This window comes from Halarchaeum acidiphilum MH1-52-1, from assembly GCF_000474235.1.
Taxonomy (GTDB): Archaea; Halobacteriota; Halobacteria; order Halobacteriales; family Halobacteriaceae; genus Halarchaeum; species Halarchaeum acidiphilum.
In genome coordinates, this window is sequence record NZ_BATA01000004.1 from 1 (window position 1) to 23,728 (window position 23,728).

The window sequence follows — 23,728 nt, forward strand, 5'->3', positions numbered from 1 at the left end:
GCGTCGCAGCCAGTACGTATCTTCGAGAATCCTCGAAGGACGGACCATCGAACCCTGATCTACGTCGTTCAGTTCCCCTCTTCGGACTCGTCAGACCACGTCGCAAGCTCCGGGAAGCACGACGCGCAGAACTCGACGACGTTCCCCCGCTCAATAACGTCGGCCACGGTCTGCCGTTCCTCATCGAGCACCTCCCGCAGTTCACTGTCTTCCTCGTCCCCCAGCGGAGAGACGTCACGCTCGTATCCGCACGGCGGAGTGTCCGCTCTGTGCATAACCGAAGACTTCGCGTTCCCCGTCTCGGAAGATCGGTGTTCGCGTTCGACCTGTGTTCGTATGACCTGGTCGCCAACCTTGTCACGAACTGCTGAGAGCTCTTCCGGCTGTATCTGCCTGAGTTCGGAAACGTGTGGCATGAACGGCTCCGCCTCCATCGCCTCCTCGAACGACGCGTACCCGGCCCGTCGGAGCGGCATGTACGAGACGCGCAGCCGCCCGGCGGCCGAGCCGACGTGCGCACGGACCGCGCGTGCCCGGTACAACAACGAGGTGTACGACTCGTGCACCGAGTCAATCTTCCATTCCGAGTTCAGATCGTGGCGAGTCGATAACGCGAACACGACTCCTTCGACGCCTGGCTCACAGAGGATTCCGTCATCGTCTCGTTCCCTCTCGATTCGACGTTCCGTCGCGTACGCCGGAAGCACTCGGTACACGGGCCGATACCGCGTTCGAGCGCCTCCCGATGTGTAAGGAACAGATGATGAGAGTCTCCCGTGTCGTCCTCCCGGTCACTGCCGGGCTCTACGGCAACCCCCGCTGCGGTTACGATCTCACCGTCCGTCACTGCGGGCGGCTCCCCGTCAGCGATCTTCTCGGCGTCGTGAAACCCGTGGAAGGTGTCGAGACGCGGTCGTCCGTCACCCTCGAACTCGAACCACCATTCCACCGCGACCGACGCATCGAGCGGCGGCGTTTCCTCATTCAGCGGCGGGAGTTCCGCCGGGTCCCTCCCAGTCATACTCGATAGTTCGCCTGAACGCTCATAAGTCCACGACTGGACGCTATCTTCCCGCACGGCCTCCTGACCGCTGCTCAGCGCCTCTACCCAGCCTATACGGAGCGTCTTCAGAAAATCCGGGAGATCAACGTTGGTGTCGTCTGTCGTGCGCCTCTACGGAATTATATTCGACATCCGGTGTGCCTCTCGGTGGACGATATATGCCTCTGTCGCTGGATAGCGGAAGCGAAACGCCGCCCGAATCACCGAAGATCGTGATTTTGGTGGGCACTATCGGAACGTACCCCGACGACGCTCACAGAGAGAACACCGAGTCACCTGACGCCCAAGAACAGGGTCATGTCCCGGTTAGAATCCCTCCATCTCCGAGAAGAACGAGAGTTACTCGCCGGCGATGACTTTGTTGTGGTACGCGAGGTGGTCGTCACTGAGTTCGTGGGGGTCTTCGAGATCCAGATTGGTTCCGTCAACATCGTCCTCATATGTATGTGTAACGCGGTACGTTCCAGGATCAATGGTGAGCCGGCCGTAATCGAAATCCGCGTGGTGATTCGGGCAGAGGACGAGTATATTCTCGGGCTCGTCAGGCCCATCGTGTGGACGACCAAGCGGCCGGATATGATGAGCCTCGGCATACGGACCCCCGTCGGGACCACGACGGGAGACACCACAGATCTGGCACGTGTGACCGTACATCCGCTTCATATCGTGTGTGAGGTCGGTGTTACGAACTACCCGACTCCGCGTCGTTTCAACTCGCTCCGGATCGGGGGTCCCCAAGTCCCGGGCCGGCTCCTGCCGATCAGCGTTCTTAGCGCTCTCCAGCCGGACAATCTCCTCAGAGCTGAGTTCACTTAACTCATCGTCTACTGCCACACCCGACTCAAGAATATCCTGAACCGCCCCAATACCGGTAACCAACGCGTTCACAGGTGGATGTGAACACTGGAAGGTTACGTGACGTTCGATGGTTCCCGGTGAGCAATCGTACTCTTTCGCAATATCGCTAACTTCGGTGTCCGGACTGGCCCGATACGTCTCTCGGATCTCCTGACAATCTGTCGTTGAGATATCCTGACTCCGATCCGCTGGCTCTCGCGGCGGCACATCGACTTCATGTGTACACTCACCGTTGGCGTGCGCGAGCACAACCTGATACTCGTGCTCGATTGTATCCGCGTAAGCCAACACGCTCTCAGCGTTCCGGACCTCACGACGGAATTACGCACACTCCTCAGCCGTCACTCGATCCCGCCTAAGAATATCTTCTTTTGCCACTATCGGCGCTTCGACAGCGGTCTCGTGGGAACACGCTCCAGTAAGGTGCTGGACGAGCGTCTGCCAGCGACGCCCAGTCGAAGTTTGGAGAGCTTCGATAGTCTCCCCTTCCGCGTACCGATCTCTAATGTCACGACACTCACGGACAGCTACGCCGTGAGTCCGACCCCGTGATATCGGCGGTTCTTCTCCGTTATGGGAGCATTGCCCAGTCAGATGGTCGTGAATCTCCCCCCGAGGCAGTTCTTCCTCGACCGAAAGTTCGTACGGGGTTTGCCCCTCGCGGTACGCCATGCGCCACTCTTGACACCGCCGTCTCCCCGCTCGCTGCTCTTCAGTCGTCATCGGTAAACATCTCGTTGTATTTCGTGATTGTCTGCCGCCCGACACCGAGTTCGGAGCTAAGACCGTCAGCGGTCAACTCTTCTCCCTGTTCTAGGGCGACGTTGAGATACGCACCACCGACAATCCCTGCGGTACTGGCACTGTCTCCAACATCTGCGCCCATTGAGAGTTCGCGTGCATCGTCAGCGTACACGGCTGGGTGCTCGGAAAACTTAGTCTGAAGCGTCGCAATCGCTTCGTCAATCGTCTGGGGTGGAAGCACGTCCACTGGGACATCGTCAGCCAGCTTCAGGAATGATTTGTAACTCGTCCGGATTGAAACAGTGGTCTTGTTCACGAATTCAGAGATTTCCTGTTGGCGGACATCAAGCCCGTGTTTCTTAGCGACGGCATACAGAATCGCTCCGGCGACAGTCGTCGGTGCGAGACCACTGTGGAGATTGCGGTCTTTCCCGCGTTCAAGTAACTCGAAGCATTCGGTCGCCTGCTCTTCCGTGAATCCGAACTCCTCGATGCCGTCATTGAGGTACGTATCCGGCTCAACCGGTGTCGGCTGAATCTCCAGCTCCGACATCAACTTCGCGCTCAGGTTCCGGATATTCTTCTGTGATTTCCGAGCCTGATCCGCGACATCCGGGAGAGAAATCGGCTCTTTCTGCCGAGTACACGCGAGATAGAAACAAGCACCGGCGATGCTATCAATCGAATCGTAACTATATCCGGACCGGAGGACGTCGCCCCCCAATCGGATCCCATCGACCATCGTGTCTTCAGTAGCGTCGAGCGCGCCACCCATCCGTTCAATCTCGGTCCCTATGTAGAGTAGGACCGACCGATCCGAATATCGAACCTGCATCAGTTTTCAAATAACATCTCTGCATCATGTCTCTTCGCTGTGAGAGGGGGGTTCCAAGACTACTGAATCGTCTCAATCAAAATGTGAGCCGCAACGAGAGGACGGATAGCTTCCAGGCAGGACGTCCTCCCAGCACGCACCTTCGGATACCGACTGTGCACGACCACACTGACGCTAGTACCGACTCCTCTGGCTCGCTCGACGTCCGCTCTATCGACGAGGCGCGCTACAGCGCCTCGTCGGCCGCCTCCAGTGCGTCAATCGCCGCGAGTAACTTTCGGCGTGGCTCGTCTGCCGCGTCGTCTTCCTCCCGGGGCGCGCCGGCACGCTCTCTCGATCCGGGGTCGGACAGCCCGCCGTCACTACTGTCCGTCGCGTCGCTCGTACCCCACGTCTCGACGGGTTCCAAATCGTCATCGGTGGCGACGTCGAGTAGCTGCTGATCGTCATCCGAGTCGCGCTCGGCGATCTCTTCGTTCGTCGGCCGACCGCCGCGACTGAACGCGTCGAGCGGGAAGTCGTACGCGTTCGCGCGCTTCTCCTTGTAGAACGTCGAACGGCGCGAGACGTCCAGTACCGCCATGATCGCGCGGCGGTCGCAGCCGTCGTCGAGCGCTCGCCGCACCTGCTCGTCCTCCATGCGCTGGAGTAACACCTGCGGGTCGCTCGGGATGTGGCCGCGGGCGGACGTCTCGATCTGCCCGGCGAGCCCCCACTCGCCCGTCTCGACGTCCTTATCGACGAGCTGCCGCTCGCGTTCCGCGACGCGGTTGTCGAGCCCCATCAGCACCCAGAGGCGCTCACGCACCGCATTCACGGACAGGTCCGCGGTCAGCTCACCAGCGATGTCGCCCGTTCGCGTCGGGCCCTCGTCCGCGAGCAACCGGAGGATCTCGATGTCCTGCGGTAGCAACACGTTCAGATCCGCGTCCGTGAGCTCGACCGGGGACTCCTCCCGGGACAACTGCTGGTGCACCCAGCTGTGACACGGCCGGCACAGCGTCGTCAGGTTCGCCAGATCGTGTTCGGCCATCTCGTTCGGGTCGCGCTCGATGTGGTGGACGTGCAGCGTGGCGAGCCGCCCGGCCTTCGGACCGCGCCGGCCGCACACCTGACAGCGGTGGCCGTCTCGCGCCAGCACCGCCTTCCGCGTCGCCGCGTCCACCGTCTCGTTCCACCCGTGCAGCGGCGCTCGCTCGCCGTCGCTCGTACTCGATTCGCCGTCGTCGTGTCGTGTCGCGTTCGCCATTATCGTGTGCGTCGTCTGCGTCGCGGTCGGTTCCCGCTCGATCCGGTCCGGCGTGGGTGTGGTGTATCGCTTCAATCTGCGGACCACGTCTCGACCGACCCGGGGGGCCGGCGAGCGATGCATCACGCGCGTGTCAGTCCTCTCGGGTCGGCGTGAGCGACTTCAGCGAGAAGTCCGACTTACTGCAGTAGCGTTCGGAAACCCGGCCGAGCGCGCGCGTCCGCAACACGTCCGCGACGTTGTGGCAGCCGAGATCCGCGAACCGTCCGTCCGCGAACGCCGTGACCGCCTCGCCGCTCTCCGCGAACGGGTCGAGCGAACCGTATTCACCGTCGCAGAGCACGTCGTACACGCCGACCAGGTCGGCGTACTCGTCACCGCCAGCGGTCGTGTTGAACCGGTCCGTGACGAGCGGCATCACGTCCGCGTACGGCAGGTCCGCGAACGGCCAGTCGAGGCCGAGGCGCGCGTATCGTGTCCGGAGGAACGGCAGGTCGACTCTTCCAATAGTGGTTATTCGTATTGAGTCTCTCAGCGTAGAGAACCTGCGATGTTTCAACGGAGAGCATCAACTGGACCTCGGAGAAAACGACGAGGCCAGTATCGACGTGATCTCCGGCCCCAACAGCAGCGGGAAAACGACCCTGGCCGATTCCATCCAGCTCTGCCTCACCGGCGAATTTGAGGACGAGGCACTGCTGGTAACCTACGAACTGGTTGATCAGCTCTCCCCCGGCGAAGAAGTTTCTGCGAAGGTCTCGGCAGTCATCTCCGACAGCGATCTCGACCGAAAATTCCGATTCTCCCGCGAGTTCCAGACGTCGGAAACCCGACGCGGCCCGGTCAACTCCGTTGACTCTCTCCAAGTCGAAGAGGAGGAGGGCGGTGACTGGGTGAGCGTCAGTTCGTCAGAAGCCGTGAACACGGTGTTCCCGCTTCAAGCATTCACGTTTTGCAAACTTGATTCTGATTCCTCCATCGGGATCGACAATCCGTGGGGCGGAACCAGTTGGAGCGAACTCGTCGAAGACGTCGGTGAAGCTGCAGCCCAGCAGTCCGCAGCCAGGGGGGTAGATCTCCCTGACTTCTTCTCGAACAGCTACGATCTTGGCGACGAAATGCTGTGTCGGGTCAACGATCTGCTGGACAGTATCGATGGCCGATATAGAGTTGAGGAACGACAGGACGGGTTGGTTGGCCGGTCTGCAGAGAATGGTTCTGGAGGAAAAGTCCAGAGCCTCCCGGCAGGGCAGCAGATCCTGATCTCGCAAGCCGCCGCCTTAGTCGCCGGCGAGATGATGATTGCCACCCCACCGCTGATCGGGGACTCGATTTTTGGCCGCGTCGACAGAAATCTACGGAAGGATCTCGCAGAAGTGATCCAGGAGATGGATCGCCATGTCCTCCTATTCGTGATAGAACCAGAGCTTGAAGGATTAGACCTTAATCCACGGTTCAAACTGGAACGGACCCAGAAAGACATGAGCAGCCAAATCGTCTCCCTCGAATAATCCGCTTACTGGTGCGCGGTGGGATTGTCAAGCATCCCACTGCGTCAAATTGGTGACCCTTGTCGAGCCGGCTTCCGCGAAGGAGATATGACTGGTTGGTTCTGTTGAAATCCTTCGGCGTTGATATTGAGGAGAGTTACTCTTCCCATCGGATTTCACGGATCCGATGCGAAACTTGCTTCCCAGCAAACCGCAAGACGGCAAGAGGGTTTCAACAAAGCCTATCTTCTTGATTAGGAGTGAATTCCAACCCTGATATGCCGAGTTAGTTACTGTGCTGCGTGAGACAGTACGGTAAACCGACGACCTCAACGGCCTCAACGTCAGGGGCCTTCACGACGGCTTGGCCTTTGCCGAAGTTGGCGATGTCTTTCTCGTAGCCGCGCGGGACGGACGGGACTTTCTGCACAACCTCCTCTCGGAGACCGAGGAGGACGTTCGTGTTCGTTTGCTTGAGGATGTCGCCGTCGATGTCTTCGGGGTTCTGCGTGATCATGAAGAGGCCGAGCTTGTCCTTTCGGCCTTGCTTGACGGCGTCACGAGCGCGCTCCACGATGTACGATTCCCGCAACGTATCTGGACTAGAGACGTAATTGTGGGCTTCGTCGACGGCGACGAGTAGTGGCGTGTCTTTGACGTGCTCGTCGACGTCGTAGTCGTCGATCTTGTTGTCAATGATGTACGAGAGGATGGAGAGGACGGTGAGTTCCTCCTTCGCGCCGTGGAGGTGACTGGTGGGGATGACGCTGACTTGGCCCTCACGGAAGAGTGCATTCGAGATTTCAGGGAGGGGATTCGTGCCGTGGTCGAAGACGTCTTCGTAGGCGTCGTCGGTAACGCGGCGATTGATGGCCTCCCAGGTCTTCTCCCCGATGCTGTAGCGTTGCCGAAGCTGGCTCTCGGAGTCTGCGTTCGTGTCGAGGAATCGAATGAAGCCCGCGTACGAGGGGTCGTCAGTTTGGTCGAAGTACGCGCTGATACAGTTTTCGAGTGCGCCGCGCGTGACCTCGGTGGGCTTGTACGGCATGAGGAGCTGTGGGCGGTCCTCGACGAGGCTGAACGGAATCGTCAGGTTGCGGCTCTCTCCGGTGGACGGTGCGTTCGTACGTCCGATCTCCGGGACAAATGTCTGTAGCGAGTCGATGCCCCCGACCTCAATGCCTTGTCGTTGGAGTCGTTCAACCAGCCCGGACTTGTCAGCGAGTTCTGGGTTGCCGTTCCGCATCTCGGAGTACTCGTTCTCCGGATCGAGGATGACGATGTTGAGCCGGCTGTGCTCCGTGTCGCCGGTGTCGTGGTTCTCGATAGGGTAGCGCTTGTCAGTGGCGTACTGCCGGAGGAGGTTCTTCGTGAAGTGCGTCTTACCCTTCCCGGTCGAGCCGGCGACGAGCGTGTGACGGAAAATCGTGGGCTCACCAGATTCGACGTCACCGGTGACAGAATCACGCCGGGGTTGGCGAGGTAGTAGGGGAATGGGTCGCCGTCGATTTCGACGCGGTCGCCGCCGACGGACAGATACCCGGCGAATACGCCCTCGTGCGGGATGTTGAGCCCGGTGCGGAGATACGCTTGATCAAGCGAGAACGCGACCGGCGTGTTTGGTTTCGGGATCTTGTTGACGATCCCGCGGTCGAGGCCGTCGTCGGTCGGGGAGACGATGGCGATGGGTTCGAGCTCGGCGACGAGGACGAACTCGGTCTCGTCGAGCGCGTGCGCGGCGGCGATCCGATTGTGCGTGTCGGACTTGTCGTCGAGTTCCGTGTACGGCTCGTAGCGCAGCCCGTCGACGATGGCGAACAACTCGTCCGGGGTCGTGCCGTCCTCGGGAGACAGGTACGGGACTTGCACGTAGTCGCCGACGCGGACGTCGTCGCGGCAGTCGGTCTTGACGAACGCGTTGACCTTGTAGTCGCCACGTGTGACGTGGATCTCTTCGCTGGCGACGATGTGACCGAGCTCGTCCTCGTCGGAATCAGTCAGCGCGTTCGGGACGGGCGTCTCGGGGACGCTCGCGTCGGATTCGACATCGCCACTCCCGTCCGTGGCTTGTTCGGCTGTGTCGGTGGATTCGGTCGTGGTTGATTCGTCGTCTGCGCCGGGGTCGTTTTCGAGGAGGTCGTCGAGGTCGTCGCTCATTGTTGGAATTGGGTTTCGGGGGATTGTTCGATGTCGTTCCAGCGGCCGTCCCAGTTGTAGTCGTACGCGTAGTCGGCGGTCGTGAGGAAGTCTCGGATGGTGTCGCGGTTCTCGGGACTAACTCGGGCGATGCGGTCGGCGCGCTTGACGGCACGCGGTACGTCTTGCGTCTGCGCGATCTCCTTCAGTACCTTGTACTGGAGTTCGTCGCGCGTCTCCGCGTCGGCGATCATGAGCTGCGGTGTTTCGACGCGGAGGACGCCGCCGGTCTTCGGGAGGCGGACGTAGAAGAACGCGCGGCGATAGTCTGCCGGCGCGCCGTGTGAGAGGTCGTCGCGGTATGGCTCCAGGAGTTCGAACGCCTCTCCGTTGACGGGAGCCTGTTCGTGGACGAACCAGGACGTGTACGTGAGGTGTTCGAGGCTCTCGTCGCGGAGTACCTCTGCGATGAACTGGTGGTCGCGCGTCCACGGCACGTCGGGCGTCGTCCCGCGCTCACCCACGACATCATTCTCAGCGAGTTTGTCGTCGAGCGCGTCAAGGAGCTGGCTGATGGTGGAGGTCTTCACGACGCCGACGACCGGGAAGCCCTTCTCGTACTGGGTGTCGATCACGTCGATGTAGTTACGGACGATCTCGTCGGGTTTCTCCCACGTTCCGACGGGTGTCGTCCGGCCGACTTTGTCGAGGAGGACCCAGTAGAGCACGCCGAGCGGGTAGACCGCGCCGTCGATGAACAACACCCCGTCGAAGGCGTCCACGTTCGCGGCGACGTGCGAGCTTTCGGCGAGGCCTTGCGCGGCCGTGGCCACGGACTTCGAGAGCGTCGCCGAGCGATTGGTCGAGGGGAACTGGACGACTTCGCCGGACACGTGGTCCGTTTCGAACTGCTGGGGGTGGAGCGTGCTCTCGCTGTCGGCGAGATAGACGACGGTTTCGATGGTTCCCGAGTCCTCGATGCGTTTGTCCGCGTTCGCGCCGGCGACGCCGATCTTGGCGTACGCCGTGTCCACTATCAGCCCGTTGTTGAACTCTAAGGGGCGGGTGGTGCTCGCGTCGAGGCCGTACGTCGGACTGCCCCACGGGTCGCCGGTCCACGTGCCGAGCTCGTCGATCCGCGTCTTCCGGTACGACGGGTCGTCGAGCGCGCTCACGCGGCCGCCGTCGAGCGCGAGCCGGTCGAACAGTTCGCGCGCGTACTCGGATTGTGACGTGACGTCACGCGGGATGTTCGTGTCGATGTGGGCGAACATCTCGCGGACGATGCCGAGCGCGTCCGCGTCCATTCAGTCGTCCCCCGCGGTCCGCATCGTGATCTGACTCGTGTTCGACGCCTCGTCGATGGTGACGTAGCACTCGTGGTCAGCGCCGTGGATGAGGCTCTCGTCATGCGAGACGACGATGATCTGCGGGACGTTCCACTCCTGGATCGTGGTCAGCATCTGTTCGAGCTGCCCGACGTGACCTTCGTCGAGGAACGTCGTCGGCTCGTCGAGGATGAACGGCGGGAGCTGGCCCTGGTTGCCGCCGTGGAGTTCGGCGATGAGCTTGTAGATGCCCGCGCGGAGCGCGAGATTCACGATAGCGCGCTCGCCGCCGCTCGCGTTGCTCGGGTCCTCGGTCGTCCCGTCGTCGCGCAGCAGGCGAATGTCGTACTCGTAGCTATTGCGTCGCTCGTTGTACGCTTCCTCGATGAGGACCTGCTGGTAGCTGCTGTTCTTGTAGATCTCTTTAAATATGTCGTTCGTGTACTCGTTGATGTACGCGAGGTACTGCTCGCGGAGGTCGGACTTCGTGCTCTCGTAGATGGCAATCGTCGAGTCCAGTTCGTCGTGGACTTCCTGCGCCCAGCGTTCCTTCCGTTCGAGCAGGTCGATCTGCGCCTGCGTCGCGCGGAAGTTCTCCAGCTCGGTTTCCAAACGCGTCCGTTCGTCGCGGACGTTCTGGAGTTCGTCCTGCCGGTCGTCGCGCTGGTCCTGGCGCTTCTCTACGAGTTCCTCGACTTGGTCCAGGTCATTCCGGAGGTCCTCGATGTCCTTGTCACCGAGGTCGTCCTCGATGTCCTCTTTCTCCTCGCGGAGACGGGCGATCTGTCCGTTGAGATCTTCGACCCGGTCACGCGAGTGCTGAATGGACTGCTGCTCCTGCTGGATCGTGGTTCGGAGGCCGTCAATCTCGTCGTAGCGTTCGACGGCATCGTCGACTGTCTCCCAAGCGTCGTCACGCTCATCGACGCGCTCGTCCGCGGCTTCGAGGGCGGCTTCGGCGTCCTCGACAGTCTGCTCCTGATCGGCGATGTCGTCTTCGAGGTCCGCGATCTCCTCGTCTAGCGTGTCGATGGCATCGACCACGTCTTCGATCTCGCTCTGGAGGTCATCGGTCTCGGTGTCGAGCGCGTCGACCGCGTCACGCTGCTCGCGGACCGCCTCGAACGTGTCGGCCACGTCGTCCCCGGTCTCGATGTCCGCGGTGACGGTTTCGATCTCTTCGTCGAGGTCCGCGACACGGTCGTCGAACTCGTCGATTTCAGCCTCCAGTTCGATGATCGTCTCGCCACGAGCCTCGATGGTGTCTTCGAGATCGCCGATACGAGTCTCTAGGTCGTCCGCTTGCTCTCGAAGCGATGTCACGTCCTCCCGAGCCTCGGCCAGCGTGTCCTCACGGAACTGGATAGCGTCGAGGACACCTTCCCGGAGCGTCTGCAGCGACTCTTTCTCTGACTGGAGCGCTGCCTCAGTCTCTCTGGCATCTTCGAGGGCGGCCTCCGCGTCATCGATCTGTGCTTCGAGATCCGTGACCTCATCAGCCACGTGTGTTTCATCGACTGACTGGCCACATTTCGGGCACATGCCTTCGTCTTCGAGGGCTTCGAGCTCAGCGATCTCTTCCTCGTAGCGCTCGATGTCGTTCTCGTGGCCGGCGATGGTGTTCCCGACGTCGTTCAACTCGGCGTTGACCTGCTCGATCCGGTTCGGGAGGCCCGTATCGCGGAGCTCGTCGAGGTCATCCGTGGTCACGTCGATGTCGAGGTCGGAGCCGGCCGACGCGAGGTCATCGAGGCGGCGTTCGAACTCGTCCTCGGCGTCCGCGAGGTCGTCCTCGGCGCGTTCGATGTCGTCCTCGATGTCGGTGAGCTCGGCCTCTGCCTCTGATAACTCGTCTTCGGCGTCGTCTCGCTCAGACCGCGCGTCTTCGAGATCCTCGCTGGTGTGCTCGCGCGTCGCGGTGACCTCTCGTTTCGTCCCGGTCAGATCTTCGCGTTGCTCACGGAGGTCCTCGATCCGGTCCGCGACCACTTGCTCGTGCTCGTCAGTGACCTCCTCGGGATCGTCAACATCTGGGAGGAATGCCGCGACGCGCTCGTTCCGGTCGCTGAGCCGAGCATCGAGGTCCGACTCGGCGTCTTCGAGGCCTGCCTCTGTCTCGTCGAGGCTTGCTTCGAGTTCGTCGCGCTCGTCCACGCGTGTTTCGCGCTCGTCACGGGCCTCGGTGAGACGCCCCTGTAGGCGCTCTAACTCGGCTTGCGCGTTCTCGAAGTCGTTCCTCCGCTCTGCCCGCTCGGTGGACGCGGCCGTGTATTCGCTCTGTGCCTCGTCGCGTGCGTCACGAGCGCTATCGGCCGTGGTCAGATCGTACTGGACCCCGTCGTCGAGGGCGGCAATCTCGTCTTCGAGAGCGTCGATGTCGTGGTGGGCGTCTTCGATTGCGGACTCGCTCTCGTCGATCTCAGACTGCGCGTCCGCGCGTGCCTCCTGCGTGGACTCGATCTGTTCGACCTTGTCGTCGCGTCGCGCTTCGAGAGTTTCGTAGTTCTCGATGTCGCCCTCGATACGGTTGCGTTGCTCTTTGAGCTGGTCGATGAACTCGTCGAACTCCTCGATCTTCGCGTCCAGTTCCTCAATCCGCTCGGTGAGAGATTGGATCTCGTCCTCGTACTCCGGTTCGGTGTACTCGAAGTCGTCGAGGTCCTCCTCGTAGTTCTCTCGGCTGCTCTTGTTTCGCTCTTGGACGCGCCCGGCCCCGCGGCGTGCGAGTTTCATCCGCTCGATGTAGTCGTCAATCTCGTCGAGGCCGAGCAGGCTGTCGATCATCTCCGCGCGGTTGCCGGCGTCGATCAGCCGGTCGATCTCGCCCTGCTTCACGTAGACCGAACTGGAGAAGTCGTCCTCGTCCATGCCGAGCAGGCTGATGACTTCGTCGCGGACCGGGCCGATCCCGGTGATCGGTTCTGAGAACGAGGGAGCGTCGAGCGTGGCGCTGTTCGGCGTGTTCGTCGTGTACAGCTCCCACGTCACAGTGTACTCGGTGCCGTCGATCTCGAAGACCAACTCCACTGTTCCTTTGTCTTCGCCGCGCCGCACGAGGTCGTCGAGCGTGAAGTCGTTCGTCCCGACGTTCCGGATCTTCGAGAGGAACAGGCCACCGAAGATCCCCATTAGGAGCGAGGTCTTCCCGGCCCCGTTCTCACCGTGGATGAGGATCGTTCCCTCTGGGAACTCGACGGTCTGGTCCTCGTAACTCCGGATGTTCCGGAGCGTGAGCGAGGTGATCTTCACTGCTCGCTAACCTCGTCATCATCCGTATCGTCCAGGTCCGCGAAGGCGTCCGTTTGGGCGTCCTGAATCATCTCTTCGATGACGTCGTCGATCTCGTTGGTCGAGAGGTCGTCATCGGTCCGAATGCGATCTTCAACTGCAGTCGAAATCTCGCTGAGGTTCTGCTCGGCGAGTTTCTCCTCGATGAGTTTATCCGCGCTCTGAATCGCGCCCTGCGGGCCGTCATCGGGGTCGAACTGCGTGCGTCCTCGGCGGTCATCGACCTTACAGACCGCAGCACCGTTATCGACGACCATTTCGTAGACGTCACTCGACGTGACCGGGGTCCGCTCACCGGCAAGCGTGACGATGGCGACCTTGTCGTCCAGCCGGTGTCGCGCGATCTGGTCGCGTGCGTACCCGTGACTGTCCTCTTCATCGAACCCGATCCGGATCGAGACGAACTCCCGCGTGTCGAGTTCGAGCTCCCGTCGATCCAGTTCGCCGTCTTCAATTTCGAGCAGACTCACCGTCCGCGGATCTATCTCGTCCGTCGCACAGCGTTCGGTCGAGCCAGCGTACCACGCCGGGACGCTGTCGATGAGGGCACTCTCGGTCTGGTGATAGTCGCCGAGTGCGAGCGCGTCAATATCGATGTTCACGCGGTCGAGTACCTCCTGGAGGTCGTGGTCAGCGAGGAACTCTGGGACGGGGGGCTCGAAGAGCTGGTGGAGGCCGAGCAGGCAGAACGCGTCTGGGTTATCGGGTTCGTCGAGCGTGAAGTCGGTCGCCTCCCACGCGGGTTTGGTGACGGCGTCAATCCCGTAGAGCGCGACGTCGTCGGTCACCATCGTCGGCGTCCGCTCTAAGCGTTCGGCTGTGCCGGTCTCCCGAATGAGGTCGAGCCATTGCTCGTCCATCTTCCGGTCGTGGTTCCCGACGATCCCGTAGAACGGGATGTCCGCGTCGGCGAGCTTCCGGAGGATCTGGATGCACTCCGTGACGACCGGGAGCGAGGGCGTTCGACGGTGGAACAGATCGCCTGTATGGATGACAGCGTCCACGTTTTCGCTGACCGCGCGGTCGATGGCTGCCTCGAAGGCGTTCGTAAAGTCGTCTCGTCGGACGTCACTGCCGTACTGTCGATTCCCGAGGTGCGTGTCGCTGACGTGGAGGATCGTAGTCATGAGATAGTGATGTATGATACCCGGGGCGCAGCGCACAATAATGTATCTAAACCAAGGTGAAAGTGGTCGTGGAGGAGGAGTGTGCTGATGCGTTTGGTTTTCTCATGGGCTCCAGACTGGCGTCTCAGTCTCTACTGTCGAACACCCTGGATAACGTCGGCCTACCAAGATTTATACGCTGTTGGGGAGTGTCGTGTCCTAATGAGCGAGGTTCCCCCTACGAATTCAATCTCTCAGCAGTCGGACGTTGACCCCGGCACGTATCTCCTTAACGCATATTCTAAGGAACAGTTGAAGAATGTCTCAGTCACGCAGTATCGGCTAGATGTGGAGGGCGGAGTGAGTGGTGATAGATCGAGTTTCACGGGCTCTGCTGCCTATTGGTTGGACCAAGAGCACGGGACGCCTGTCTCAACGGCAGGTAAGATGCGCGTCGTATCTGCAACGAGTCTCTCTCAGCCAGTCTATGTCTGGGGCCAGCGCGTCGAAGCAGTCGAAGAGAAGAAAGTCACGCTCAGCCCCGAAAACCCACGAGAACGAGAAACACTCCGAAATTTCGTACAATCGTGTCTCCGACGAGCAGTCCCAGACAAGAAATACGATTACGAGTTCATTAATGAGATCGTCCGGCGGGAGCCAGAATTCACTTCAGAGAAATTTGCTGCCCATCCGAAACACGAAGTCAGAGTCCAGATTACGAACGCTGGTACTGTTCTCGCTCATATCGAATCAGGGTATACTCTTCGGAGCCGAATGACACTCGATGAGCTGTACAGCGAATCAGATAATCCGTATGGCGTTAAAGCAGCTCATGACCCCGAACGGTATTCGACCGAAGGCAGGGGTGGCTTCGTGGTTGGAGTGACCTACACTATACTGACCTTATCGAGAACGCCGGTGCATCGGTCGCGGAGATGCACGAAGGGGTCGCCGACGAGGAGTGGCGTCAAAAGCTGATCCAGGATGACCCTCGATTGCTCAAAATCAAGTACGGGAGCAACGTTCGCAATCAGGCCCCCCATTTCCTCAAACTAGCTCCGCGAATCGAACAGGTTCAGGACGAGGATTACGCCTTTTTCCAGCGGTTCGCGTCTCGCCGTTCGATGATGCCCGGCGAGAAATTTGAGTACACGAAAGAGTTCATAGAGAGCCTGTCGTGGCTACCGGTGCTGGAATTAGCATTCGAGCCGGGCCCGACTAATGACGGATATAACTCCATAGATATACGGGGAACTCGGGATCGGTTGATCTTCCAGAACAGTGCACCGGCAAACAATCCGTCTGCGGGACTACGGCAATATGGCGTCTATCAGTCGCCCGGACAGTATCGCGTTGGTGTACTCGTCCCAGAAGCATGGAGTGAGATACAGCGGGAGTTCCCAGGACTGATCACGAAAGGGCTCGCGGAGATACAGGCTCCGGGCGGTGTTACAAAATACGAGTACGAACTAGGAGATATTTCGAAATATACGCCTATCGCGCATCAGCTCCACGACGAGACGGAAGTCGTCGTCGCGGTAGTCCCTGATCCGGGTAAGTCTGAACAGTTTGGTATCGAAGATCCGCATCATGAGGTCAAACGGACTCTGATGCGGCAAGGCGTTCCAACACAGATGACCACCAAATCCACGGTGGACGAGCTGATCAAACTCGGTGCCGATGCTGGAAACGATAAGATGCTGAATATCCTGAGCGCCGTGGTCGGCAAGGCCGGTGGAACGCCTTGGCACATTCACGATATGCCCGGTGAGACGGACGCTTTCATGGGATTGGACGTTTCTCACGATCAATCCTCTGACAAGCACACCGGTGCGAGCGCGAGCGTTGTACTATCGGACGGAACGACATATGCTGCGGAGTCAACTGTCGGTCAAAGTGGTGAGACATTCTCGGCGGAGCACGTCCAGCAGTTCGTTCGAGACTTGGTGTTCGACTTTGCGATGGAGCAAGGTACGGAGATCAACCGGCTCTGCATAATGCGTGATGGGAAAATCTCAGAGGATATAGACGCGATTCGGGACGGACTCAGTGAGTTATCTGCCGAAATCGACATCGTCGGCGTACGCAAAAGTGGCCAGCCGCGGGTTGCAGAATATGACGGGACTCATTTCTACATCGCACAGAAGGGTGTCGCATTCGTCTCGGATGGGCAAGGACACGCGATAATCCACGGATCTGGCAAGCCTGAGATCAAAGACGACAACAGCGTAGGGACTCCCCAGACGTATCGAATCACCCGACATTCAGGCCCGACGGATATCGAGACACTGGCCCGACAGGCATACTGGTTATCAGAGGTCCATATCGGGAGTCCTGTTCGAAGTCCGCGACTCCCCATCCCAATTGGTTACGCTGATAAAGCAGCTAGCTACGTAAGTGACGAAATCGTTTCACCTGGCACCGTGATCAAGGGCCCCGCGTATATCTAGCTGATAGCAATACAGACCGACGAAACCACTACCTTGCCACTGACGTGACTCGGGTTCAGAATGACTTGTCAATCAAAGCTACTCCTCCCACTCGATAGCGCGCTCGATGATCGGCTCGTCGTCGAAGTCAAAGCTGCGCAGGTCAACCTGGACGTTCCGTTCGTGCGTTTCGCGCTGCCGGTTCCGTAGTCGCTTGAAGGGCTGGGGGATTTCGAGGATCTCCGCGTCACCGCTGTTCCCGACGCGGATGTTTCGGGCGACGTAGAGGTAGTAGTACTCGCTGAGCGCGCTGCCCGCGGCTTTCCACTCGTTCCACGAGAGGGAGGGCTTCTGCGTGTTCACGCCGGACGTCTTGAGCTCGATGCAGCGGTCGATCACCGGCTCCCCGTCGGCGCCGGTCTTGATCGTCAAGACGTCGAAGCCGGGCCAGTCGCGGTTGAGAGGATTCTCCGTGGCGGAGAGGCCACGCCGTGCGGCAAAGCGCTGGATCGCGCGTTCGAGTAGCCGTGAGTCCTCACGTCGCGCGCCGTACATCTCGGGCGTGTGGACGTCGAAGACCTTCGAGTCGGGATCTGATTCACCGGCGTCGGCGAGCCTGTTCCGTTCGGCGTTCATCGTGACCGCCATGCCGAACGCGTCGATCTCGTCGCGGTACTCCTGCGATGCGGCTCCGCTACCGCCACGAGCCCCGGAACCGGACTGGCTGTGTGCCGTGGACTGTGGGCCGCTATCGTCGGCCGGGTCCGATGGCGCAGCGGCATCTCGGAGCGATTCCGCGATCCGGCTGTCGCCGATCCGGGTGACGGCGTCGATGCTGGGGACGCGTGAGGAGTGCGCGCTGGTCCCCGACGTTCCCCCGGATGGCTGTGAGCCACCGTCGCCGGTTGTGGTCACGGTCGTTGCGGCGTCGAACGCTCCTGCGGTGTCCTCCTCGGGCGCGGGCGGACGCGCCGCATCGTATTCCTCGCTCCCTGCAGTCTCGACACTGTCCTCGAAGAGATCTGCCCGGGTGGCGTCGATCTGGCCGTCCGGGACTTCGCTCCCGACGGTGCGGAGGCGTTCGCGTAACGCGATTATCGGTGTCGCGTTTCCGAACGCGTGGTCCACGAGGTTGTTGACGGCCTCGTAGTACTGGGGGACGTCGAGCCGGTCGGTGTACGCGCCGGTGAGCGCGTCGACGAACGCGTCCCGGTCGAGCGTCGAGTCGATGAGAACCGTCTCGACCGTGTCGCCGTCGCGTTCGATGTGGTAGGGCTGGGGTGTCGGGTCGAGGTTCCGGTCCCAGCTCCCGTCGACGAGCGAGACGTTCAGGTCGAGGTCGGTGACGAACTCGACGGTCTCGAAGAACGACCGAGTCCGGGTCGTGTCCTGGTCGACGAGCGCGGTGGAGGGCCGGTTCGTGCGGAGGCGGAGCACGAGCGCGGTGAGGACGGTCCGGAGCCACGCGGCGTCGATCTCGAAGCCCGAGACGGTAATGGGAAGCGGGCGGTCGTCGCCGTATCCGGGTTCTTTCTCGACGGCGGCCCGCATGTCGGTCGCTCCGCAGTACGCGCCGAGGCTGGCGACGGCGGGCTTGAACAGCGCGAGGAGCGGGACGCCGAGGCCGCCATAGCGCTCGCGGCTGCTACGGGAGCGGACGAAGTAGGTGTCGTCCGCGCGTCTGAGCGCGTATTCGCCGTCGACGCGGCACAGGACGAGCGCGTCCGCGAGCCCGCTCTGCTTGGGTCGCCACTCGCCGGTGATGGGGTCGCCTCGCGTCAGGCCCGGGAGGAGTTCGGCGACGCGCGTGTAGAGGAGTTCGACGGCGCTACTGTACTGGGCGAGGTCGTCGTCGGTCCAGTCGAGGAGGTCTCCGATCCGCCCGAGCACGCGTGCGGCGTCCTGCGGCGAGAACGCGCCCTGCTCTAGACGCACCCCGATGCCGAGCGTGTCGGTGAGTTCTTCGAAGCTGACCGGCGTCTCGGTCTCTCTGGTCGGGAAGTCGGGACTGTCGACGAACGGGAGGAGGGGCTGCGAGCCGTTCAGGTCGAGGCTGAATCGGTCGCAGTCGCGTTCCGGGAGGCTCCACGCGGCCGTCGGGCGCACCGCTCCGAAGCCGGTGGGGACCCAGTCGGATTGACGGAGCTGCCACACCCAGAGGTTTCGACCGAGCGTGGCTTTCTCGTCGTCGCTGAAGACGTAGCTGACGTTACTCCCGCGCCAGCACTCGTTCGTGAACTCGGCGACGACGGCGTGCCGCCGCGCGGAGAGCCCGTGGTCCCACCAGCGCGTGAGGTGCGCGAGGAGTCGCCGGCCCACGGTGTCGGATTCCTTCGCGGCCGAGAGGATCTCAGAGGCGTACTCCAGGGCGTTCACCTGGAACAGGTATCGCTCGTCCGGGTTCGGGATCTCCGGCTCGACCGCGTCAGTGAGGTGCTCGCGGTACGCCTCCCACTCGGCGTCAGTGAGCCCCGTGTATCGGGGATCGAGATCGCTGTCCCTTCGAAGGTCGTCGGGCGACGTGATCGTCGAGTTCGAGGGGCGCTCGATCCCGCCCGTTTGACGGTACGTCTGCTGCTCGCCCGGCGCGAATAGCGGGAGCGGGCGGAGGTGTTCGAAGACGCCGAGCCACGAGAAGAACGCCGCCCACGCGTCGAGTGTCTCCGTGCGGGATTCGTTCTCGTCCTCTTCGGTGACGAACCACGAGGGCGGGGCGAGGAATTTCGGGTCGTAGCGCTCGGAGTCGGTCCGCGCGTCGACGGCGTCGAGGAGCGATTCGACGTGCGCGTCCGCAGGCCGGCCGAGCGCGGTCTGCCAGGCCGAGCTGAAGTACACGCGGTGCGCGGGATACCACTCGACGTCGCCGTCCTCGGGGGGCTGTGTCGGAACGGGGAGTTGCGCGAGCGCGGAGAACGGCTTCTTCGCGGACTGGTAGAGCAGTGGAGCGTCGGGGCTCCGGTCGTTCTCGGGCGACTGGACGTCCGTCATCTCGCGGACCGTGTCGAGTACGGCGTCGGACGCGAGACGGGACGGGTCGGCGTCGGGCGAATTCGGTCCGGGGAGGTGCGGGCTGATCGCGGCGTCGAACACCTGCGAGAACTGGTAGTCTCCGACGTCCCAGATCGCCTGGACGTCGGCGTCGAAGTTCGGCGGGAGCGCGTCGTCTCGGAGCGCCGGCGCGCGGTCGGGGTTCGTCCCGTGGTACAGTTCGCGCGGGAGGAATTCGAATTCCGGCAGCGCGTCCGCGGCGATCTCGCCCTCCGGCGGCATGAAGACCGTCCCGGTCTCGTTCGAGCCGCGCCTCGCGCGCACCGTCCCGTCGTCGGCCGTCGTGATCTCGACCGGAAACACGGTGTGTCGTCGGCACGCCTCGTCGAAGGCCGAACGGTCCTCGTCGCTTTCGAGCGTCTTCCTGAGACGGACGAGATAGTCGAGCACCGGATCGACCGTGAGGCGGCACGGTTCGTCGTCGTCCGCGGGCGTGTGCCCGTACTCGCGTTCGTCGATGAGACGGAGTGCCGGATCGACGGCGGCGTCGGCGAGCGCGCCGGGGATCGACGCGGCGTCGTACTGAGTCGCACCGTACGCGACCAGCGTCCGCACGTGTCGATGCGTGGCGACCGCTGACGCCGGAACCTTCGGTCCGCCGTCACGTCGCTCGTCACCGGACTGGAGGAGTGACACGAAATCCGCACCGAGGTCCAGGACGTGCGCGGACGTGGGCGGAACCGTCACCTCGTCGAGCGCGACGGGTTCGTCGGCACGCGCGCTCGGGAGGAACGAGACCGAGGCGAGGTATTCCCTGAGCGCGCCGAAGAGACAGTCCTCGACCGTCCCCTGCGTGAACGACCACTCGCGGCGCTGGCCGAGCGACGGGTCCAGCGTGTCGAGGAACTCGGCCGTCGTCGTCGCGGATCGTTCGACGAACGGAACGACGCGGTCCGCGACGAGGTCGCCGACCGCGGCGAACAGGAGCGCGTTGAACTGCCCCTCGTACCCGCGCGAGTTGTCGTGGTCGAGCGTGAGATTGCGCCGCGACGTGTCCGATTGGAAGGTCCCGGTCACGAGCGCGGGGACGGGGCTCCGTTCCGTGGTCGGGAGGAAGACGTGGAGGTACGGCGGCCGGTCCTCGGCGTCGCCGTAGACGGGCGCGAGTCGCCAGTCTTCCGGACGGCGGGAAGAGGCGTCAAGCGGCGTCGCAGTGAACGCGACGCCGACGCTCAGTTCGCCCATCGCCTTCACCTCCTGTTCGGTCAAGTCCGCTCGCTCCGAGATCCGCTCTCGGTCGAGGTCGGTCTGCTCGAACAGACAGAACCAGTCCGTTCGTGTCTCGCCGGCGTCGTTCGTTTCGTTGCTAGCGTCGCTCGTTTCGTCGGTGGTGAGTTCGATCAGCGTCGCGTCGCAGTCGCGCATGTCGTGGCGGTCGATCCCCCACCTCCATTCCTCGTCCGGGCAGCTGATCTCGATGGCTTCGAGTTGCGGGAGCAGGGCGACCGTGTTCGCGTCGAGCCCGGCGAGCTTCGCTCGGATCGACTCCCGATGCCGGTCGGGCTCTCGGAGCGGGAGCTCGAACACCGTCGTGAATCCCTCGTCCAGCAATTCGCGGACGGACGCGGGGGTCGTCGTTTCGTGCGGGAGACAGAGCAGGGGAACCTGGTCCGGGTCGAACTCGTCGTCCCGTCTGGAGACGATGTCGTCGTCGTCGTTCAGCAGGTCCGCCGTCGCGTCCCGGTCGAACTCCGCCTGGACGGTCTCGGAGAAGACCCGCGGGTTGTCCGTGACGCCGAGGACGGACGTGAACCCGCGGCCTTTGTGTCCGATTGTCGTTTCGCCGGCTTTCGTCGTCCGAGTGGTGAGCGTCAGCGCGTAGAGGTCCTCGATGGAGAACGCCGCGCCATTGTTCGCAACGAGGAGGGAGTCCTCAGTGAGTTCGAAGCGGATCCGGGGCTCGTCGGTGTCGTCCATCTCGTCGACGGCGTTCTGGAGGAGCTCGAAGACGAACCGCCCCTCGTAGTCGGCGCGGTCCTGACGCTCGGTCCCGGCGTCGGCCTCGACGCGGTCCGGATTGCTCTCGTAGGTCTCGACGTGGCGTCGATGGATCTCTGAGAGAGACGCCGGGTCGGAGTCGCTCATGGAACCAGATGTCGGGTCGACAAGATAGACTCTTGCGATGAGGGCGTCAGAGAGTTCCAGAAGTTGTTCCCTCAGAGAGCACAGCAGGACCAGACGTTAAGTTGATATGCCGACTTAACGCGCCAGATGTGACGTTCGAACATCATGTTGTCCGGGTCATGCTGAATACCGGGCACGATCTCAAACGATAGAATGTCGTGAGTCCGGCCAGGGCACTTCCTCAATTATGAGACCAGCCCCAATCTATTAGTCCCAGTGCAAAAGACACATATCCCAACGAGCCTGCGTGTTTGGCAAGAGCGGTAGTCTTCCGAAAGGAGGACGGGGTCAAAATATGAGCCCATCATTTCATAACCAAGGTGGAAACCCTCCCGTTACCGAGGGCGCTTTGCTTTCAAAAATCGAGACAGCACTTGATGGCGCATTGGACGATCTTGACCTTGACGGCAGCCAGTCGTCTGTAAAGCGGGAGAAGTACCTCTGGTTAGCCGTTGAAGAATTCTCTGAGGAAGGAGATGAGCCGATAACGTATAGCTGGTTCAAATGGGGTGTGAGTTCTTTGGCAGGCCCGGGTGGTGAATCAACTAGCAGAACGTTGTCGACAGACTTCTCTATCGCAGCGAACCTTTTTCAGGCCACTCATAGCCAGATTAAGGACTTCTTCGTTCAGGGAAACCACCAGATGCCACTAAAGGAGTGGTGGGACGCGGAGTTCCTCGAATTTTTGGAAGAATTTTACACGCATTATGCCCCCGAGGACTATCGGCAGCTGTATCTGACGAATATCCGCCTACTTAAGATTATTGATGACATCGAAGAGGCGCTGAATTTCCGGCGTTCCCCTGCTCGGCGGGCTACGTACGAGGATATTACGGACGCAACAAAGACCCTTAAGAAGCAGGTGTTGCGTTCTGACGCCCTTGAAGACAACTATGAGTACGTGAACGACTTCGCCCAGCTTCTAGAAGACGTTGTGATGATGCTAGTGGACATCGAGGGGGAAGATATCGAACAAGGACACCAGACGGCGATTAGTGAACTAGAGGACTTTTACCGAGATGAGGTCTGGTTGATGACTGCTCATTCGATCTCTATTGATACGGCGGAGGGGCCGAACAAGGGGGATATCTACGAATGGTCCTCACAAAACCGTGATAGACTAAAGGCATCTTTCGAGGAAAGCCTTAAAAAGAAAAAGGAGATCTGTGACGCAGTTGGCCTACTGCCTGGAATTCAAGACTACACAGGATTTGAAACGGGAGACAAGAATTTGGATGAAACAGTAGATGAATTCTTGAAGGTTGCGGGAGGTCGGTCATCACATGAGTAGCGAAGCCCCTTACTCCCCTACTGATTTCTCTGAGGTATTTTACGACACCTCCGTACTACTCGATTTCGTCCTATCTCAGGATGATGGGGAGGCTAAAAAACTCCTAAAGAACCACCCCTCGGCGAATTACACTGGGAGCACTGTTGAGCGTGAATTCAGGAATCTGAAGGAACGACGAGAGAAGATCCTAAAATCCGTCTACAAATCTGATGACTTGGATGACTGGAATCCCCCCTCAGATGTCGATATGAGCCCGAATGATCGTGATTGGTGTGGGGACCTACTGACAGAGTTAGATGAGATGACGACTAGAGATAAAATCGAGAATCGGCTTGATTTTGAGCAAAGAAAATTGAACCGTGGAATTGACCTTCTGTTTGACTTGAGGAGCAATCTGATAGAATCAGTATGGCCAAATAATCTTGAAACTACGTTACTAGGGAGATTGGATTTCGTCGACAATAACAACGATCGGCATGTTATCTGTGAGTCTGCCGATTGGGCTTGTAGCTCTGACTCAGACAATCTACTAACTTCAGACTGTACTGACCTACTAAGCAATCGACAACGTATCTCTGAAGAAGTCGGTAGGAACCGGAATTTAGAAACTCTGCATCTCTTTTCGGCTGACGAATTCCTGTCCCAAGACTCGGCTTTCTAATCATCAATTACGGCGCGCAACGGTCACACGGACTACGCGAAGCGGTCGGCGCGTAGAGGAGCGCGTAACAACCGGATG

At 60.8% G+C, this 23,728-nt stretch carries 15 protein-coding genes and 1 pseudogene; 5 read left to right on the forward strand and 11 right to left on the reverse strand.

The window, feature by feature from the left end:
• Positions 1-68: 68 nt before the first annotated feature.
• From AOZ13_RS14325 to AOZ13_RS13720, 6 genes and pseudogenes are all read right to left on the reverse strand, one after another.
• Positions 69-566: a hypothetical protein gene (locus tag AOZ13_RS14325; RefSeq protein WP_199897056.1), complete on the reverse strand. Its 498-nt coding sequence runs from the start codon at positions 564-566 to the stop codon at positions 69-71.
• A gap of 23 nt (positions 567-589) precedes the next feature.
• Positions 590-1,021: a hypothetical protein gene (locus tag AOZ13_RS14330; RefSeq protein ID WP_199897057.1), complete on the reverse strand. Its 432-nt coding sequence runs from the start codon at positions 1,019-1,021 to the stop codon at positions 590-592.
• Between the two features lie 381 nt (positions 1,022-1,402).
• The gene (locus AOZ13_RS14335; protein WP_199896989.1) at positions 1,403-2,209 is read right to left on the reverse strand and encodes an HNH endonuclease; all 807 of its coding nucleotides are present in this window, start codon (positions 2,207-2,209) and stop codon (positions 1,403-1,405) included.
• A gap of 424 nt (positions 2,210-2,633) precedes the next feature.
• The gene (locus tag AOZ13_RS01375; protein ID WP_020220611.1) at positions 2,634-3,500 is read right to left on the reverse strand and encodes a transcription initiation factor IIB family protein; all 867 of its coding nucleotides are present in this window, start codon (positions 3,498-3,500) and stop codon (positions 2,634-2,636) included.
• A gap of 226 nt (positions 3,501-3,726) precedes the next feature.
• Positions 3,727-4,749 (reverse strand): HNH endonuclease, encoded by a 1,023-nt coding sequence (locus tag AOZ13_RS01380; protein ID WP_044956991.1) that lies wholly within the window; start codon positions 4,747-4,749, stop codon positions 3,727-3,729.
• Positions 4,750-4,882: 133 nt separating this feature from the next.
• A pseudogene (locus tag AOZ13_RS13720) lies at positions 4,883-5,254 on the reverse strand (hypothetical protein); the annotation flags it as partial.
• A gap of 4 nt (positions 5,255-5,258) precedes the next feature.
• On the opposite strand from AOZ13_RS13720, the gene AOZ13_RS01385 reads away from it, so the two are divergent.
• Positions 5,259-6,260, forward strand: a complete 1,002-nt coding sequence (locus AOZ13_RS01385) for an AAA family ATPase (RefSeq protein ID WP_020220608.1) — start codon at positions 5,259-5,261, stop codon at positions 6,258-6,260.
• A 265-nt stretch (positions 6,261-6,525) separates the two neighbouring features.
• Here AOZ13_RS01385 and AOZ13_RS14680 read toward each other — a convergent pair whose 3' ends face one another.
• The 4 genes from AOZ13_RS14680 to AOZ13_RS01405 all read right to left on the reverse strand — a co-directional run bounded on the left by AOZ13_RS14680 (position 6,526) and on the right by AOZ13_RS01405 (position 14,118).
• On the reverse strand, positions 6,526-7,788 hold the full coding sequence (locus AOZ13_RS14680; protein ID WP_324603241.1) for an ATP-binding protein: 1,263 nt from the start codon (positions 7,786-7,788) through the stop codon (positions 6,526-6,528).
• 604 nt (positions 7,789-8,392) lie between these two features.
• Complete coding sequence (locus AOZ13_RS01395; protein ID WP_020220604.1) at positions 8,393-9,682, reverse strand: DNA double-strand break repair nuclease NurA; 1,290 nt, start codon at positions 9,680-9,682, stop codon at positions 8,393-8,395.
• Positions 9,683-12,952 carry an AAA family ATPase gene (locus tag AOZ13_RS01400; RefSeq protein WP_020220603.1) on the reverse strand — a complete coding sequence of 1,090 codons (3,270 nt, stop codon included), beginning with the start codon at positions 12,950-12,952 and terminating at the stop codon, positions 9,683-9,685.
• Positions 12,949-14,118, reverse strand: a complete 1,170-nt coding sequence (locus AOZ13_RS01405) for a DNA repair exonuclease (RefSeq protein ID WP_020220602.1) — start codon at positions 14,116-14,118, stop codon at positions 12,949-12,951. The genes AOZ13_RS01400 and AOZ13_RS01405 overlap by 4 nt, the downstream gene beginning before the upstream one ends.
• A gap of 201 nt (positions 14,119-14,319) precedes the next feature.
• Between AOZ13_RS01405 and AOZ13_RS14340 the strand changes: the two genes are divergently transcribed.
• Together AOZ13_RS14340 and AOZ13_RS01410 are read left to right on the forward strand one after the other, a co-directional pair.
• Positions 14,320-15,075, forward strand: a complete 756-nt coding sequence (locus tag AOZ13_RS14340) for a hypothetical protein (protein WP_199897058.1) — start codon at positions 14,320-14,322, stop codon at positions 15,073-15,075.
• On the forward strand, positions 15,033-16,547 hold the full coding sequence (locus tag AOZ13_RS01410; RefSeq protein ID WP_020220601.1) for a Piwi domain-containing protein: 1,515 nt from the start codon (positions 15,033-15,035) through the stop codon (positions 16,545-16,547). The genes AOZ13_RS14340 and AOZ13_RS01410 overlap by 43 nt, the downstream gene beginning before the upstream one ends.
• Before the next feature lie 78 nt (positions 16,548-16,625).
• Here AOZ13_RS01410 and AOZ13_RS01415 read toward each other — a convergent pair whose 3' ends face one another.
• Positions 16,626-21,659, reverse strand: coding sequence for a sacsin N-terminal ATP-binding-like domain-containing protein (locus tag AOZ13_RS01415; protein ID WP_021779606.1), 5,034 nt, complete (start codon positions 21,657-21,659; stop codon positions 16,626-16,628).
• A gap of 334 nt (positions 21,660-21,993) precedes the next feature.
• On the opposite strand from AOZ13_RS01415, the gene AOZ13_RS01420 reads away from it, so the two are divergent.
• The gene (locus tag AOZ13_RS01420) at positions 21,994-22,989 is read left to right on the forward strand and encodes a hypothetical protein (RefSeq protein WP_148286678.1); all 996 of its coding nucleotides are present in this window, start codon (positions 21,994-21,996) and stop codon (positions 22,987-22,989) included.
• Positions 22,982-23,650 carry a hypothetical protein gene (locus AOZ13_RS13725; protein WP_148286677.1) on the forward strand — a complete coding sequence of 223 codons (669 nt, stop codon included), beginning with the start codon at positions 22,982-22,984 and terminating at the stop codon, positions 23,648-23,650. The genes AOZ13_RS01420 and AOZ13_RS13725 overlap by 8 nt, the downstream gene beginning before the upstream one ends.
• Positions 23,651-23,728 lie beyond the last annotated feature (78 nt).

Coding starts and splice junctions, on each gene's coding strand:
- AOZ13_RS14340 (WP_199897058.1), top strand. CDS start 14,320: ATGAGCGAGGTTCCCCCTACGAATTCAATCTCTCAGCAGTCGGACGTT.
- AOZ13_RS01420 (WP_148286678.1), top strand. CDS start 21,994: ATGAGCCCATCATTTCATAACCAAGGTGGAAACCCTCCCGTTACCGAG.
- AOZ13_RS01375 (WP_020220611.1), bottom strand. CDS start 3,500: ATGCAGGTTCGATATTCGGATCGGTCGGTCCTACTCTACATAGGGACC.
- AOZ13_RS01380 (WP_044956991.1), bottom strand. CDS start 4,749: ATGGCGAACGCGACACGACACGACGACGGCGAATCGAGTACGAGCGAC.
- AOZ13_RS01410 (WP_020220601.1), top strand. CDS start 15,033: ATGCACGAAGGGGTCGCCGACGAGGAGTGGCGTCAAAAGCTGATCCAG.
- AOZ13_RS01405 (WP_020220602.1), bottom strand. CDS start 14,118: ATGACTACGATCCTCCACGTCAGCGACACGCACCTCGGGAATCGACAG.
- AOZ13_RS13725 (WP_148286677.1), top strand. CDS start 22,982: ATGAGTAGCGAAGCCCCTTACTCCCCTACTGATTTCTCTGAGGTATTT.
- AOZ13_RS14330 (WP_199897057.1), bottom strand. CDS start 1,021: ATGACTGGGAGGGACCCGGCGGAACTCCCGCCGCTGAATGAGGAAACG.
- AOZ13_RS01395 (WP_020220604.1), bottom strand. CDS start 9,682: ATGGACGCGGACGCGCTCGGCATCGTCCGCGAGATGTTCGCCCACATC.
- AOZ13_RS01415 (WP_021779606.1), bottom strand. CDS start 21,659: ATGAGCGACTCCGACCCGGCGTCTCTCTCAGAGATCCATCGACGCCAC.